Here is a 16,168-nt window from a genome sequence, read left to right on the forward strand (position 1 = left end):
TCCCGGTTGCGTGCTTTGCGCTGTATCGGCCTGGCCCGGGGGAAATGTAGCGCAACCGCTGGCAAAGACGTGCCGCCAACCCCAGATCGAGAGCTTCCCCGAAGGAGCCGCGCATGATCCCCTTCTCGATACTGGACCTGGCCCCGATCACCGAAGGCAGCGATGCCACGGCGGCCTTCCGCAACAGCCTCGACCTGGCCCGCTGGGGCGAGCGCCTGGGTTACCGGCGCTATTGGCTGGCCGAGCACCACAACATGCCGGGGATCGCCAGCGCCGCCACCGCCGTGCTGATCGGCCACGTGGCCGACGGCACCTCGACCATCCGCGTCGGCGCCGGCGGCGTCATGCTGCCCAACCACTCGCCGCTGCAGGTGGCCGAGCAGTTCGGCACCCTGGAGGCGCTCCATCCCGGCCGCATCGACCTGGGCCTGGGCCGCGCCCCCGGCACCGACCAGGCCACCCTGCGTGCGTTACGCCGCTATGCCGACGCTGCCGAGACCTTTCCCGACGACGTGCTGGAACTGCTGCACTATTTCGAGCCGGCGCAGCCTGGCCAGGCCGTGCGCGCGGTGCCCGGCGCCGGGCTGGAGGTGCCGGTATGGCTGCTCGGCTCCAGCCTCTTTAGCGCGCGGCTGGCCGCCGCGCTGGGCCTGCCCTTCGCCTTCGCCTCGCATTTCGCGCCGGACGCGATGGATACGGCCTTGCAGATCTACCGGCGCGAGTTCCGGCCCTCGCGCCGTCTGGCGCAACCCTACGCGATGCTAGGCCTCAACGTGGTCGCGGCCGACACCGACGCCGACGCCCGCCGGCTGTTCACCACCCAGCAGCAGAGCTTCATCAACCTGCGCCGCGGCCGGCCCGGGCTGGTGCCGCCGCCGATCGACGACATCGAGGCCTACTGGACGCCCGTGGAGAAGCTCGGCGTCGAGCGCGCGCTCGCCTGCGCCGTTGTGGGCGGCCCTGACACCGTGCGAGCCGGCCTGGCCAATTTCATCGCCCGCCACCGCCCCGACGAACTCATGCTCACTGCCAATATCTACGACCACGGGCTGCGCCGGCGCTCCTTCGAGCTGGCGATGCAGGCCAGGGGTGACGAGGCCGGCTGATCGAGCGTGCACGGCGCCGGCGGCATGCCGCACGGCGCCGCTCGGCCCCCACTCCAGCGGCCGGCTCGGCCCGGCGAACGAAAGACCCGCCTCAGCCAGCGAGCTCACCGCCACGTAGTAGCTGCCGGATCGCGGAGGGCGAATTCGCGGGTGCCAGGGAGCCGGATTCACGCTCGGCTCTTCCTCGAGCTGGGCAAGGGTCCTGGCTTCGACCAGCGCTTAGTCGATGTCGCCCCCGGAAGAGCCGTCAAGCACGCCCGGCGCGTGCCAGATACAAAGCGCCGATGACGACGAAAGCCGCGCCCACACCGCAAAACGCCACTTGCTTGCCGAGGTATGCGGCAAGGAAAAACATGCAGCCTGCCGCGATGAAAAGATAGCCACTGCGCTTTGAATACCGGGAGCTCGACACTTCATTTCCCCTTTGACCCTGGTGTGGGTGTTAGGCGGCGAAGTCGCGCCTCGCGCCTGCTGGTGCCAACGAGACAGCATGAAGGGATGGAAGTAAAGCGAGGCGGCGACGTCTCGCACATGGACGCCTGGGAGTTGGTTGAGGCGCACGGCCGTGGCCATGAATTGCTTGCTGTAGCGCGTAGTCGTTCTGGGGCTTGGCTTGGCAGGAGGCACGCCTGAAAAGTTAGATGAGGGTGCCAACCAAACCGTGGGAACTATCACGTCCACTTGGACGAGAAGTCAGGTCTTGCCGTGCCACGCTGGCACTGCAGACCATTGATGAGCGGCTCGCCGTAAGAAGGGGATGGGCCGGGCAATGCAGGCAGCACGGTGGGGTTGGAGGGGTAGCGCCCTTGCCGAAAATCCAGGGTGACCGGATGTGTGGCCGCGCCGCCCCCGCCTACGATGACACTAAGGGATTGCCAACCGGAACGCTTGCGCTCCAGGGCGACCACGGGTGGATGGACCAGAGTGGTTTTGCTGATCATGTGCCATGCCTCCCCTCGTTGTTGAGCGACCAGCAAGGTGCAGCCGCCGCTACCGCACCAACCCGCGTCGGTAAGCAGGATCACAGCCTCTTGGATGCCATCACCGTTGAGGTCATGGAGCGAAACCACATAGCTGCCTGGCACGCCCCAGCCGCCTTGCCCCAGGAACTGCTGCAAGCTTGCGGGTGTCGTCAGGCAGTCGGACGCCAGGGTCGGGGTAACAAGGAAGAACGACAGGAAGACGGAGAGCAAGGCTCGTCGCAAGATACGCCCTCATTGGCCTAACGCTGGAGTTAAGCGGCGGCGAAGCCGTCCGCCTTGAACGGGTAGTTAGGCATGCCGACGCCAAGGAGTAACCCGGCCAAGCATGCGCTCTACCATAAACCATACGATGCAGCCCATGAAGCAGAGAAAGGCGAGAAACATAAGCGCCAGGACCGCCAAAAGAGCCGGTTGCCAGTGAAGCAAGGCAAAAACAATGCCCGGCACGAAGAGGAGCGCCTCGACGCACCAGAGTAAGAGGCCAGTGACCCAAGCCTTGGGCAGGTGACCGGGAATCATGGCGAGCATGCGGCTCAATGCTTTTTTGGCCTAACGCTGGAGTTAAGCGGCGGCGAAGCCGTCCGCCTTGAACGGGTTGTTAGGCAAAGTCAGTTTACGCATTGGGTGACTGTGCCGCGTCCGGTTGGCTCGAAGCAACCACTAAACGTGCTGGCGCATTGGTTGCCCTTTGGGGCTTCTATGCATTCGCTCTGACAGTCGCGCGAGGTCCTGCAGGACTTGCCGCCGTCAGTGGTTCGGAGGAAACAGTACTTCGTGACGTTCTGCGGGCCAGCGAGGGTCCATTCACCACCTCGCGCCACGCAAGCAGTCTCCGTGGATGGCACGGGAAGCTTCTTAAGCTGCGATCCACTAGCCAGAGCAAAGCCAGGCAGTGCGCAACCGAGGAAGATGGCCAACCTGCCAAATCTCATCTTTTTCCGCCTAACGCTGGAGTCAAGCGGCGGCGAAGCCGTCCGCCTTGAACGAGTTGTTAGGCCGCATACGACCATTCCTCGCGTGACACCGCAAGTAGCACGCGACCCGACTGCCTGCTGCAAGGAACACGTACCTCCCGCCGAGATGGTCCGTGCTTAACCCGCACTACGAGCGTGAAGTCCCCGCTGCGCCGCCAGAACACAAAGAACGGAACGAGCGTGTGGCTAACGGACCGTAACCAGAAAGAGGCCTCCGGCTCTCGAACAAGGATGCCCAAGGCTGCGCAACAAGCGCCATCCACCGGGCAGACGATCTCAGTGCCACGGCGGTGCGAGTACAGAACCAGCCGTGGCGGTGACGCTAACGCCTGCTTGATTTCGAGTGTGTCGACGCAGCCCATGCGGCCTAACGCTTGAGTTAAGCGGCGGCGAAGCCGTCCGCTTGAATGAGTGGTTAGGCCCCAAACCGCTGCACTAAGGACTGACATGCTGGAAGTGCTTGCGGTGTTGCCCATGCGGTTGCTGATTGTATGTCTGGCTCCAGCCTTGCCAGCGCCTCGGATGCCCAGTGGGCACGAACTGACCCGACAGGAAGCGCATCAGTCTCCGAAGAGATCATGGCAAACGTGACAAAGTCTGGATCACGCTCTTCGACCTCGACCTCCCAGCGAAGTGCGGTGAGCGAGTGGCAGCCTTCAAGAATGGGTACCTCGCCCGCGAGCATGCCCGCCGCGATCTCGGTGGCTCGCCGACGGACTGAAAGCACGTATTCGTCGTGTGTCATGCGGCCTAACGCCTGAGTTAAGCGGCGGCGAAGCCGTCCGCCTTGAACGAGATGTTAGGCACGCCGACGCGCCCAAGTGAGTGCTGCATACGCCAACACACCGTAAACAATGAACCCAAGGGAGATGCTAGCAAGGAAGGCAAGGAAGTTAAGGGGTGAGCCCTCGTAGACGGGGTGCGCTGCGGTGCCTATGTTGCCTAGTGGGGCGTAACTTTGAAGCAGCGTGTTTTGCCAGAACAAGGCGCTCGCGATTTTGGGAAAGCCGAAGGAGTCGGCCACGAACGACAAGCCCATGAGCAGGCCCGTAGCGAACAGGCCAACGACGAATGCCACGAGGACGCGCTTGAGCATGGTTTTTGATGCCTAACGCTGGAATTGAGCGGCGGCGAAGCCGTCCGCCTCGAATGAATTGTTAGCTACCAACACGTGATTCCTCGAATCGGATCCTGGCGCCATCAATGAGCCGCATAAACGGGTCGCTTTGTCGCAGCCTGAGATCCGCCCAGAACGTGACTTCGCGTGCTTGTGCCGGAAGCTTTGCGAATGGGGCATTGACCGAAAAGGTAAAGCTCTTGGGATTGTTCGAAAGTACGAACCTTTGAAGCGCGGCCAGCTCATGTGCGCCACGTGGGCTAAGAGCCAACATATAGGTCAATACAGGGATGTCCGAGCTAAAGACACCACCAGAGCGGGTGCCGGGCCCCACCTGCAGTGGCACAAGCCCCATCGCGGCCGATCGGGCGCCGGCGGGGCCAGAGAGGCTTAGCGTGAGCCGGGCTGCGGGGATGTTCAGCTCGTAGCCCGCAGGAACGGAGAGCCTCACTCGCACCTGCGTGGGATCCACCTGCGCGAGGTCACCTGGCGAGAGTGACGAAAGACTCAGCGCAGTGGACAGTGGAATTGATGCGCATCCGGCGCAGAGCAGTAATGCAGCGAAAACAAGAGCTACAACATTCCTCATGGCTATCCTTGGCAGCTAACGCCTTGGTTAACCGGCGCCGGAGCACGAAGTGCGGAGGGTACCGACATGGGCCATGAGAATGCCGAAGGCATTGCCCATGTTGGCGTCCGCGTTGAACCCCCAGTTAGGCATTTTTCCCTCTACTTTCGTAATAGTTCACCCGAGCTTTAGTTGCCAACTCAGATAGCGGCTGTAAGGAAAGAACTTGAGCGCATACGTGAACCAATGATTCAAGCGTGAAGCTGATGAGTTTCAAAACATGCCGTAGTTCTGCTCTTCAGAAGATCGCCAAGTCTTCTGGCGACTTTAATGGCCTGCCTGGCTCCATTGCTCCCCAAGAGAACAGTGTTCCGTACAAGGTTCCATGAGCGATTTCGGACGCATGTCTATACAGAAGCAACCCAAAGGCCAAGCCCTTCGCAGCTTCGTTGCCGAATGTCTGGTAAATGGCCTCAAGGCGTTGCTGAACGTTCTCGGGTGTCCACGATGTTATTTCTCGACCAGACTTGGAAGTAAATCCTGCAAGATCCAGAGCTTATGCTCTGGATCTTGCAGGATTTCTTCAGCTCCTGAGACCTTGAACTCAAACAGTTGAGAGCCCGCTATCTCTATGCGTCTCACAAGGTTGCGAAGCGCTTTCTGTTTCGCATGAATGTTGGCTCGTTTTGTGAGCTCAGCTGGTGAAGTAAGTAGGAAGCATGCATTTATCGAGGTTTCATAGATCACTCTTGAAATGACGTATGAGTCACGCAGCGCTTGTATTCTCGCCAGAGTTCGTAGAGAGGATACCGACTCCTCAATCGAATCGAGTAATGGGTAGAGCGCGCCAACTTTGCTAGAGCCAGCGTCTTTGGCTGCTTCGCTGACTTCACTAAGGCGGCAGTAACCTTATCGAAGTAGCTCCACTCCGGCCATGCGGATACTGGGATGTCTGTTTCTACGGATGACACGTCGCTCATTGCCAAAGATGCCTAACGCTGGAGTTAAGCGGCGGCGAAGCCGTCCGCCTTGAACGAGTTGTTAGGCGCGACTTTCGACCTTGGCGCGGAACAACAAGCTGACAAGTTCGAGCCCTACGAGTATGCCAAGCGCCATGACCATAGGCACCAGGGCTTCAAGGTAGAAAGGCACATGCGAGAACACGAGGCGAAGCAAAAGTACCAACCCCTGAGCCAGGCAAACGTAGGCACCCAAGTGGAAGAACTGCATTGGCTGGCGGAAGTTGAGGGGATTCGATCGCCATGAAGGGCGCAACCATTGCTTTGCCGAAAAGGGATTGGCTGCCTGTAGCCCGAGAACAAGCACCATGCCGACAGAGCACCCGCCAAAGATTGCCAGCAAAGCAACCCAACCAATAGGTGGGTGCGCCAAAGGGTGGAGCGGTGCAAAAAGCTCGCCGGCTGCCGCCGTGAGCATGATGACCCACCGCACTACTACCCAGATGCTCATGCTTTTCGGTGCCTAACGCTGGAGTTAAGCGGCGCGCGGCTTTTCGCGCGTCCGCTTGGACGAATGGTTAGGGCCGCTGCCATGCAGGGCCCGAACGCGGTTGCGTGCGAACAGGTGAGTTGCAATTGCTACTGGAGCGCCAAACATGATTAGCACAGTACCCCATTCATTTGCGACGGCTAGAGTAACGGCTCCGGGTGCTACGCCGATTGCGACAGCCCCGAGCCAGGTGGCACGACCTTGCATGGCAAGAGCCGCATAGGCGGGAGCCCCCCAAAGCAGGGCCGGTACGAGGCCAAACAAAACTGCGGGAACCGAGAAACCAAGCGCGGCCCCCAGGCTGGGCCACAAAGCTTGTGCATCGCCCGATTCGAGCTGTCCATAGAGGCCGAAGATAAGGCTGCCGGCAAAAGCGCCGACCGGCAGGCCTGCCAAGGTCGCTAGCAGTGAATACGCAAGGTAGCGACCAAATTGCACCATAGGCCCTAACGCTTGAGTTAAGCGGCGGCGCAGCCGTCCGCCTTGAACGAGTAGTTAGAGCGCACTGCCACTCACAGCATGCTCAAGATAACAGCGATTGCAGGCAGGAAGCCGAGCGCTGCGCAAACACTTGCACGAACTTTGGCTGCAGTAAAACTAAAGCCGGATAGACAGAGGGCGGCGAGGATACACACAACACCGACGCCAAGTACTGCAAGTGACAGATGCCGAGCAGCTTCGATTTGTGCGCGCGGAACGGATGGTGACGGGTCGCCGAGTTGCGACATCACGCCATAGAAGGCTAGCAGCCAACCGGCCACAACGAGAACCAAAGCCAGATTTGCCGCCGTAGTCTGCTTCATGCGCTCTAACGCCTGAGTTAAGCGGCGGCGAAGCCGTCCGCCTTGAACGAGTTGTTAGGCTGCGGCCTACTTTGTGACATGGGAGCTAAGCACTTTTTGCACGTCCGGGGAAGCTCGATTTTCGCGGACTAGTTTGTCGAGCAGCGACTTGGGTATAGAGAAGGTGTCCGTTTGAGGCATTTGCTTCCAGTACGGATCATGTTTGGCCTTGAGCATGATCCAAGTGCGTCCTTCGGTGCTTGGAAGTGCCAACAGTTCATAACCCTGCATCGTGCGGATTTCTGGACCAGAGATTGGCTGATTTCGATAAGTGACCTCGGCGCCCTGCAAGGCCGCGTACTCGGCTTTACTGCCGAGCGACTCTGGGCCACTGCACGCCACAATGAGGCTGAGAAGAGCAACTAGTAAGGCCAGACAGACTGATTTCATGATGCCTAACGCTGGAGTTAAGCGGCGGCGTAGCCGTCCGCCTTGAACGAAATGTTAGACGTGCTGAAGCGCCATGATGAGAACGCCGACGAAGCCAACCGATGAGCCGCCGACCCACAGAGCGACACCAGGAGGCGTGAGGTACTTGCTGGCACGCCACACCGGACCAAAGAACAGGAATGAAACCCCAGGTTGGCGGAAAAATATGAACCCGGAAAAACTCTGTACAAGGCCTGCGAGCACCAATGCGATTCCAATATTCACTTGAAGCTCCCTGTGACGTCTAACGTCTAAGCTAAGCGGCCGTGCGGGCCGCAACGCATGATTGCACGGGAAACTTCCTCCCGCACGGTCCGCTTGAGCGCCTAGTTAGGCCGCTCTACATGAACTTTCGCTTCTTGAAAACGCGCACATCCTCGGCTGACAGAGAGAACCATTCGCCGTTTGTGCATTTGGCCTTGAAACGATTGTGCCAGTAGACCTCAATGCCACTTGGATCATCGGTGCGAATGACATGAACCGGCTTGAGCTTCTCCGGGAGCTGCAGCTCTATCTCGCGGTGACGGCGGGGAACGGAAAATGTCTTGCCGATCTTGAAATGCTTGCCCATTTTCACCAAGTAGACAAAGCCTTCGACAGCTTCCGTTGCGGGAGGTGGTTGACCCAATGTTGAGTCTTCTACATTGAGCTCTGCCTCGATAAGTGGCAGAAGCGTCGCATAGAGCGGATCGGATGAGCAGTGCTCATACAACTTGCTTAGCAGTTGGGCCTTTGTGCCAAAACGCGCATAGGTCTTATCGTTAGGAAACGTTGGATCGGTGCGTTTCCGTAGGCGAATCTCGCTATATACAGGAAGGCGACCGAGCTCAATTGCGAGACCAGCGAAGCGATCGAGGAGAACGGAGTCTTCGCGGCCTTCGTTCAATTTGTTGGGGCCGAAGCCAGCGTCCTTAAGCACTTCATTCCAGCGCGCCCAAAAGCGACCGCGCCAGTCGGATTCTCTGATGCCCGTCTCCCCAAGGAAAGCCAGGCGACCAAGCGGCTTCCCGCCATTTGCTGCGGCCGTCCGTTTGATCTCCGCAAGAATGTGATCGCGAGTAAAGCTCATAAGAGGCCTAACGCTAAGTAGACCCCAAACCGGGGCATATGCGCCGATGGTGGGGTAGCCGTCGTGCACGCGTCAAGGAAGAAAAACCTACACGCCATCAGGGGTTTGGCTCCTACCGCGACCGTGCTGCGTGGCCCACGCTGCCGGTACATATCTCACGGAACGAGGCCCTATGTCTTATCCACCCGGAAATGGGGGAATAAACCGTACGGTTGAGGGCAGGCCGGCGCCGCGGTTGTTCGAGGAGGTGCGGCGGGTGTTGCGGCTGAAGCATTACAGCCTGCGCACGGAGGAGGTCTACCTCGGCTGGATCAGGCGCTTCGTGCTTGCCCACGGACGTCGCCATCCGCGCGACCTGGGCGCGGCGGAGGTCGAGGGTTTTCTTTCGGGGCTGGCGGTGCAGGGCAAGGTCTCGGCGAGCACGCAGAACCAGGCGCTCTCGGCGCTGTTGTTTCTCTACCGGCAGGTGCTGGGCATCGAGCTTCCATGGATGGAGGGCGTGGTGCGGGCCAAACGCCCGCAGCGCGTGCCGACGGTGCTTTCGCGCGAGGAAGTCACGCGCGTGCTGGCGTGCATGGAGGGGCGCCCATGGCTGCTCGCGAGCCTGCTTTACGGCACCGGGATGCGACTGATGGAGGCGCTGCGGTTGCGGGTGAAGGACGTGGACTTCGACCGCAAGGAGATCACCGTTCGTGACGGCAAGGGTGGGAAGGACCGCCACACCATGCTGCCGCGCGCGCTAGTCGAGCCGCTGCGGCGCGAGGTCGAGCGGGCGGCCGCCTTGCACTTCGCCGACCTGGCTGCCGGCTTCGGAGCGGTTTGGCTGCCGCATGCGCTGGCGAGGAAGTATCCGAATGCGCCGCGGGAACTGGCCTGGCAATACGTGTTTCCGGCCCCGCGGCGCTCGCGCGATCCGCGCGATGGCATCGAGCGGCGGCACCATTTCGACGATGCCTTGCTCTCGCGGGCACTCAAGCGCGCTTGCCTGGATGCGGCCGTGGCCAAGCCGGTGAGCGCGCATACGTTGCGGCACTCGTTTGCCACGCATCTGCTGGAGGCCGGCCAGGACATCCGTACCGTGCAGGAGCTGCTGGGGCACAAGGACGTGGCGACCACGCAGATCTATACGCATGTGTTGAATCGGGGTGGGTTGGGGGTGGTCAGTCCGTTGGATCGGTAGGGCGCTTTTGGGGAGGTGCGTGTAGTGCGCGCTCCGGGTGCACCCATCCGCCCTTCGGGCACCTTCCCCCGCGGGGCGGGGGAAGGATCGGCTTCGGGGTCAGGCGGGGGAGGATCGGCTTCGGCGCCAGGCGGGGCGGGGAACTGGCAGCGTCAGGCCGGGCGGCGAGCGCCGAGCTGGACCAGCACTTCCTGCGCGGCGCGGATGCGCTCGGCGGCGCCGGGGAGGTCGAGGGCGATCTTGAGCTTGTCCTGGCCGTCCAGCTTGTAGACGCGCGGCTGGCCCTGGATCAGGCGGATGAGCGCCATCGGGTCGATGTCGGGCTTGTCGCGGAAGGTGATGCGGCCGCCGCTGGCGCCCAGGTCGAGCTTGCGGATGCCCAACGGCGTGGCCATCAGCTTGAGGCTGGACAGCGCAAACAGCGTCTTGGTCGGTTCCGGCAGCAGGCCGAAGCGGTCGATCATCTCCACCTGCAGGTCGCGCAGATGGTCCTCGTTCCTCGCGCTGGCGATGCGCTTGTAGAGGGTCAGCCGGGTGTGCACGTCGGGCAGGTAGTCGTCCGGGATCAGCGCAGGCAGATGCAGTTCGACCTCGGTCTCGTGCTCGGAAGACAGGTCGAAGTCGGGCACCTTGCCGCTCTTCAGGGCGCGCACGGCGCGATCGAGCAGCTCGGTGTAGAGGCCGAAGCCGATCTCCTGGATCTGGCCGGACTGCTCTTCGCCCAGCAGTTCGCCGGCGCCGCGGATTTCCAGGTCGTGCGTGGCCAGGGTGAAGCCGGCGCCCAGCTCCTCCAGAGAGGCCAGCGCTTCCAGCCGCTTCTCGGCATCGGCGGTGATCGCCTTGCGGTCGGGCACGATCAGGTAGGCGTAGGCGCGGTGGTGCGAGCGGCCGACGCGTCCGCGCAGCTGGTGCAGCTGGGCCAGGCCGAAGCGGTCGGCGCGGTCGATGATGATGGTGTTGGCCGTCGGGATGTCGATGCCGGTTTCGATGATCGTCGTGCACACCAGCACATTGAAGCGCTGGCGGTGGAAGTCGGCCATCACGCGTTCGAGCTCGCGCTCGGGCATCTGGCCGTGGGCGATGCCGATGCGTGCCTCGGGGATGAGTTCCTCCAGCTCGCGCGCGGTGCGCTCGATCGAGTCGACCTCGTTGTGCAGGAAGTACACCTGGCCGCCGCGGGAGAGCTCGCGCTGGAAGGCCTCGCGGATGGTCGCCGGATCCCACGCGCTGATGAAGGTGCGCACCGCCATGCGGTGCGCGGGCGGGGTAGTGATCAGCGAGAGGTCGCGCAGGCCGGCCATTGCCATGTTCAGCGTGCGCGGGATCGGCGTGGCGGTCATGGTGAGCAGGTCCACCTCGGCGCGCAGCTTCTTGAGCTGCTCCTTCTGGCGCACGCCGAAGCGCTGCTCCTCGTCGACCACGACGAGCCCTAAGTTCTTGAACTTGATGTCTGACTGCAGCAGCTTGTGGGTGCCGACGATCACGTCGATCTGGCCATCGGCCAGGCGCTTGAGCGCTTCGTTCACTTCCTTGGTGGACTTGAAGCGCGAGAGCACGTCCACCTTCACCGGCCAGTCGGCGAAGCGGTCGGCAAAGTTGCGGTAGTGCTGCTGGGCGAGCAGGGTGGTCGGCACCAGCACGGCCACCTGCTTGCCGGCGGTGGCGGCGGCGAAGGCGGCGCGCAGGGCGACCTCGGTCTTGCCGAAGCCGACGTCGCCGCAGATCACGCGGTCCATGGCGCGTGGGGCGGCCAGGTCCCCGAGCACCGCGTCGATGGCCTGGCTCTGGTCGGGCGTCTCCTCGAACGGGAAGCTGGCGCCGAATTCCTCCACCATGCCGCGGTCGATGTTGATCGACTCGCCGCCGCGCGCCTCACGCTGGGCGTAGATGGCGAGCAGCTCGGCGGCCACGTCGCGCACCTTCTCGGCGGCCTTCTTGCGCGCGCGCTCCCAGGCGTCGCCGCCGAGCGAATGCAGCGGCGCAAGCTCGGGCGCGGTGCCGGAGTAGCGGCTGACCAGGCCCAGTTGCGCCACCGGCACGTAGAGCTTGTCGCCCTTGGCGTACTCGATCACCAGGAACTCGCCTTGCATGCCGCCGAGCTCCATCGACACCAGGCCCTGGTAGCGGCCCACGCCGTGGTCGACGTGCACGATCGGCGCGCCGACCGAAAGCTCGGTGAGGTCGCGGATGATCGCGTCGGGATCGCGCGCGGCGCCGCGGCGGCGCCTGCGCTCGGTGCGCACGCGCTCGCCGTAGAGCTCGCGCTCGGTGAGCACGGTGAGCGCAGGCTGTTTGAGGGCAAAGCCCTGCTCCAGCGGCGCGACGGTGATGGCGAAGCGCAAGGCAGCTCCCTCTCCCCCGGCAACGCCGGGGGAGAGGGTTGGGGAGAGGGGGAGGCCTTTGCCTGTGTCTTGTCCGTGTGCTGCGGAAGGAGAAGCAAGAGCCCCCCTCTCCCCAGCCCTCTCCCCCGGCGCTGCCGGGGGAGAGGGAGCAGATCCGGCGGCGCCTTGATGATTGCCGAGGAAAGCGGACCAGCCGTCGACGTTCTGCGGCCTGAGCCCGGCGGCGGCGAGCGTCTCCGCCAACGCTTCGCGACGGCCCGCCGAATCGGCGGCGATCAGCACGCAGCCGGGGTAGCTCCCCAGGAAATGCCGCAGCGAGGTGCCCGGTTCCTCGCCCTTGCGGTTGAGCGGCAGCTCGGGCGCGGGCAGGGTGCCCGAGTCGACGGCGTGTTCGTGTCCCGCAGGCACCACTTCCACGCGCAAGCGCTTGTTCAGCTGCTCGCGCAGCTGCTCGGGCGAAAGATAGATCTCGGCCGGCGGCAGCACCGGGCGCTCGATGTCGTGCGCGCGCTGTTCGTAGCGCTCGGCGGTGTTCGCCCAGAACGCCTCGGACGCCTCGCCGGCGCCTTCGCCCAGCACGAACAGCGCACCGTCGCCCAGGTAGTCGAACAGCGTGGCCGTACCTGTATGCGGATCCTCCGCAACACCCCGCACATCCATGTGCGGACTCTTCACAGGAAAGAACAGCGGCAGGTAGTACTCGATGCCGCCGGGCGTCACCCCTTCCTTCATGTCCTGGTAGAGCGGGCAGCGGCGGACATCGATCGGGAAGCGCTCGCGCAGGTTGTTGCGGAAGTCCCTGGCCGCGTCCTCGGTGAGCGGGAACTCGCGTGCGGGCAGCAGTTCGACCTTGTCCACCGGCTGCTGCGAGCGCTGGGTCTCCGGATCGAAGCTGCGGATCGAATCCACTTCGTCGTCGAACAGCTCGACGCGGTAGGGCTCGGCGGTACCCATCGGGAAGATGTCGATCAGCGCGCCGCGCACGGCGTAGTCGCCCGGCTCGGCCACCTGCGGCACGTGGCGGTAGCCGGCCGCTTCCAGCCGGCGCTGCTCGGCGGCCAGGTCCAGCTTCTGGCCCTTGGCCAGCACCAGCCCCGAGCCGGTGATGTGCGAGCGCGGCGCGATGCGCTGCATCAGCGTCGCCACCGGCACCACCAGCACGCCGCGCTGCACCGACGGCAGCCGATAGAGCGTGGCGATGCGCTGGGAGACGATCTCCGGATGCGGGCTGAAGATGTCGTAGGGCAGCGTTTCCCAGTCCGGGAAATGCAGCACCGGCAGATCGCCGGCGAACAGGCGCAGCTCGTCTTCCAGTGCCGAGGCGCGCTGGGTGTCGCGCGTGACCGCCACCAGCAGGCCGGCGTGGTCGCGTGCCGCTTCGGCGATCAGCAGGGCGCGCGAGGAGCCGTGCGGCGGCGTCCAGAAGCGGCGTTGCTTGGGGCTGGAGGGCAGGGGCGGATGGGGGACTCGGGACATGGGCACGCACGTCGCGCGGGGATGCCGCGGCGGTGAAACGGGGGAGTTTAGCGCGTGCGATAAGCGAGGGCGGGAGACCGCGCCCTAGAGCGCTCCATCCGCCCTATCGGGCAACTTCCCCGCGTTGCGGGGATGGCTCGATAGGTGCCGCGCGGAAGCTTGATGGATTCCTGCGCACTTTCCACAGGGGAGGTGCTCGGCAGGCGGATGGGGCGCCTTCGCCTCAGCCTGTCGCTCGCGTCACAGCCGCAAGGTGATCTGCGCCGTCCCGGGCTCGTCCGGAACCATGCGCGAGGTGAAACCCAGCTCGCTGCACAGGCGAAGCATCGGGCGGTTCTCCACCAGCACGTAGCCCCACAACTCGGCGAGGCCACGCTGGCGGCAGGCCTCGACCAGGCGGTGCATGAGCAAGGCACCCAGGCCAACGCGTGCCCAGTCGCGCTCGACCAGCACGGAGAATTCGGCGTTGTCGCTCGATTCGTCGATGAAGATCCGGCCCACGCCGCGCACCTCGGCGGGCGTGACCGTGTCGTCGACCAGCACGTAGGCCACCTCGGTCGCCGGATCCAGGCGGCACAAACGCTGGGCCATCGGCTCGGGCAGCTCGGTGAGCATGTGCATGAAGCGACGGCGGATGTCCTGCGCGGGCAGGCGCTTGAAGCAGCGGCGCAGGGCTTCGGCATCGCCGGGCTCGATCGGGCGCAGGCGCAGCGTGCGTCCGTCGCGGGTCGTCACCGGCTCGCCGGCGGGCGGCACGGCTTCCTCGCGGGCGAAGCGGCGATGGCTCGGTGGCGGGAGCGCCGCATTGCGGATGGGCGTGGCGAAGTCGACGACGGGCTGGATAGTCATGTCCATACTCTAGCGTATTTGGTGCGCTGCGGCATGAACGGGCGGCGCAAGAGGATGCGGTTTATCCCCCAGGCGGTGCGCAATTGGCGTGAACAGGCAGGCGGGTGTGTGGGGTGCGGCTTGCGGCAGTGCGGCAGACGCGGGGCCTGGTCGCGCCCTTCAGCGTCGTCGGCGGGGACGCGCGCCGGCGGCTTCATGCGATGCCGGTATGCGCAGCCGGCAGGCCGGCCACCGGCAGGATCGTCGATCGGAGGTCCGGGCGGGCCGCGGGCGGCCCGCCCACCGTTGCCTCAGAGCGCCTCGGAGGCGAAGTCGGCCAGCCGCGAACGCTCGCCGCGGCGCAGCGTGATGTGCGCCGAATGCTCCCAGTCCTTGAAGCGGTCCACCGCGTAGGTGAGGCCGGAGGTGGTCTCGGTGAGGTAGGGCGTGTCGATCTGCTCCACGTTGCCCAGGCAGATGATCTTGGTGCCGGGACCGGCACGGGTGATCAGCGTCTTCATCTGCTTGGGCGTGAGGTTCTGCGCCTCGTCGATGATCAGGTAGCGGCTGAGGAAGGTGCGGCCGCGCATGAAGTTGAGCGAGCGGATCTTGATGCGCGAGGCGAGCAGGTCGTTGGTGGCCTGGCGCCCCCACGAGCCGCCTTCCTCGGGGTTGGCGAGCACTTCCAGGTTGTCGGTGAGCGCGCCCATCCACGGCGTCATCTTCTCCTCCTCGGTGCCGGGCAGGAAGCCGATGTCCTCGCCGACCGAGACCGTGGCACGGGTCATGATGATCTCGCGGTAGCGCTGCTGGTCCATCACCTGCGCCAGACCGGCGGCGAGCGCGAGCAGCGTCTTGCCGGTGCCGGCGGTGCCGAGCAGGGTGACGAAATCCACGTCCGGGTCCATCAGCACGTTGAGCGCGAAGTTCTGTTCGCGGTTGCGCGCGGCGATGCCCCACACGCTGTGGTTGGGATGGCTGTGGTCGTCCAGCAGCACCAGCGTCGTCTGGCGCTCGTCCAGGCTAAGCACCCGCAGCTCGACGCTGTTGTCGCCGGGCAGGAACAGGCATTGGTTGGGATGCCAGTCCTCGTCGTCATGGCGATCGAGCTTGTAGAAGGTGCGGCCCCGCTCGGTCCAGGACTGCACTTCCGGATGACGGTCCCAGAAATTCTCGGGCAGCCCGGTCGAGCCGGTGTAGAGCAGCGCGAAATCGTCCAGCGCGCGGTCGTTCTCGTAGTCCTCCGCATCGATGCCGTAGATCTTGGCCTTGATGCGCAGGTTGATGTCCTTGGTGACCAGGATCACCGCACGGTCGGGGTTCTGGTCGCGCAGCTCGATCACCGCGGCGAGGATCAGGTTGTCCGCCTTGCTGTGCCCGTTGGCCGTGGTGCGCTGCTGGAAGTACAGGCGGCCCACCGCGCCGCCGCGCTTGAGGTTGACGCCCTTGGGGTTGGACAGCTCCAGCCCGTTGCTGATGCCGTGGCCGTTGCCGCGCTCGATCAGTTCGTTGAGGAAGCGGCTCACCTGGCGGCCGTTGCGCGAGACCTCCGAACCGCCTTTCTTCTTCTCGTCCAGTTCCTCCAGCACGGTCATCGGGATGAAGACGTCGTGTTCCTCGAAGCGGAACAGCGAAGTCGGGTCATGCAGCAGCACGTTGGTGTCGAGCGCATAGATACGCTTGCTTCCGGTCATGCGGAAGAGGCCTCGCTTGGGTCGGACAAAAGAAAAGCGGCCCCGACCGTG

Annotated in this window: 13 protein-coding genes and 1 pseudogene; 2 read left to right on the forward strand and 12 right to left on the reverse strand. The window is 63.8% G+C overall.

Features of this window, described 5'->3' with window-relative positions; genetic code table 11:
* Positions 1-113 precede the first annotated feature (113 nt).
* Positions 114-1,106: an LLM class flavin-dependent oxidoreductase gene (locus tag VGU65_RS08110; RefSeq protein WP_327474501.1), complete on the forward strand. Its 993-nt coding sequence runs from the start codon at positions 114-116 to the stop codon at positions 1,104-1,106.
* Between the two features lie 453 nt (positions 1,107-1,559).
* On the opposite strand, the pseudogene VGU65_RS15635 reads toward VGU65_RS08110, so the two are convergent.
* From VGU65_RS15635 to VGU65_RS08150, 9 genes and pseudogenes are all read right to left on the reverse strand, one after another.
* Positions 1,560-1,787, reverse strand: a pseudogene (locus VGU65_RS15635) (transposase); the annotation flags it as partial.
* The gene (locus VGU65_RS08115) at positions 1,778-2,299 is read right to left on the reverse strand and encodes a COG3650 family protein (protein ID WP_327474503.1); all 522 of its coding nucleotides are present in this window, start codon (positions 2,297-2,299) and stop codon (positions 1,778-1,780) included. The pseudogene VGU65_RS15635 and the gene VGU65_RS08115, both read right to left, overlap by 10 nt.
* A 78-nt stretch (positions 2,300-2,377) precedes the next feature.
* The gene (locus tag VGU65_RS08120) at positions 2,378-2,617 is read right to left on the reverse strand and encodes a hypothetical protein (RefSeq protein ID WP_327474505.1); all 240 of its coding nucleotides are present in this window, start codon (positions 2,615-2,617) and stop codon (positions 2,378-2,380) included.
* 1,245 nt (positions 2,618-3,862) lie between these two features.
* On the reverse strand, positions 3,863-4,159 hold the full coding sequence (locus VGU65_RS08125) for a hypothetical protein (RefSeq protein WP_327474506.1): 297 nt from the start codon (positions 4,157-4,159) through the stop codon (positions 3,863-3,865).
* Between the two features lie 1,630 nt (positions 4,160-5,789).
* Complete coding sequence (locus VGU65_RS08130) at positions 5,790-6,218, reverse strand: hypothetical protein (RefSeq protein WP_327474508.1); 429 nt, start codon at positions 6,216-6,218, stop codon at positions 5,790-5,792.
* Positions 6,219-6,769: 551 nt separating this feature from the next.
* Complete coding sequence (locus tag VGU65_RS08135; protein WP_327474510.1) at positions 6,770-7,060, reverse strand: hypothetical protein; 291 nt, start codon at positions 7,058-7,060, stop codon at positions 6,770-6,772.
* Between the two features lie 66 nt (positions 7,061-7,126).
* Positions 7,127-7,489, reverse strand: coding sequence for a hypothetical protein (locus VGU65_RS08140; RefSeq protein WP_327474512.1), 363 nt, complete (start codon positions 7,487-7,489; stop codon positions 7,127-7,129).
* Positions 7,490-7,543: 54 nt separating this feature from the next.
* Positions 7,544-7,753 (reverse strand): hypothetical protein, encoded by a 210-nt coding sequence (locus tag VGU65_RS08145; RefSeq protein ID WP_327474514.1) that lies wholly within the window; start codon positions 7,751-7,753, stop codon positions 7,544-7,546.
* 115 nt (positions 7,754-7,868) lie between these two features.
* Entirely contained in the window at positions 7,869-8,597 is a 729-nt protein-coding gene (locus VGU65_RS08150) for a GIY-YIG nuclease family protein (protein ID WP_327474516.1), read from the reverse strand.
* 172 nt (positions 8,598-8,769) lie between these two features.
* On the opposite strand from VGU65_RS08150, the gene VGU65_RS08155 reads away from it, so the two are divergent.
* Positions 8,770-9,777 (forward strand): integron integrase, encoded by a 1,008-nt coding sequence (locus VGU65_RS08155; RefSeq protein ID WP_327474518.1) that lies wholly within the window; start codon positions 8,770-8,772, stop codon positions 9,775-9,777.
* A gap of 152 nt (positions 9,778-9,929) precedes the next feature.
* Here the strand turns inward: VGU65_RS08155 and mfd are convergent, their stop codons facing one another.
* The 3 genes from mfd to VGU65_RS08170 all read right to left on the reverse strand — a co-directional run bounded on the left by mfd (position 9,930) and on the right by VGU65_RS08170 (position 16,117).
* Positions 9,930-13,595, reverse strand: a complete 3,666-nt coding sequence (gene mfd / locus VGU65_RS08160) for a transcription-repair coupling factor (RefSeq protein ID WP_327474520.1) — start codon at positions 13,593-13,595, stop codon at positions 9,930-9,932.
* A gap of 240 nt (positions 13,596-13,835) precedes the next feature.
* Positions 13,836-14,438: a GNAT family N-acetyltransferase gene (locus VGU65_RS08165; protein ID WP_327474896.1), complete on the reverse strand. Its 603-nt coding sequence runs from the start codon at positions 14,436-14,438 to the stop codon at positions 13,836-13,838.
* 296 nt (positions 14,439-14,734) lie between these two features.
* The gene (locus VGU65_RS08170; RefSeq protein ID WP_327474522.1) at positions 14,735-16,117 is read right to left on the reverse strand and encodes a PhoH family protein; all 1,383 of its coding nucleotides are present in this window, start codon (positions 16,115-16,117) and stop codon (positions 14,735-14,737) included.
* Positions 16,118-16,168: the final 51 nt, after the last annotated feature.

Source organism: Frateuria sp., from assembly GCF_035943815.1.
Lineage (GTDB): Bacteria > Pseudomonadota > Gammaproteobacteria > Xanthomonadales > Rhodanobacteraceae > Frateuria_A.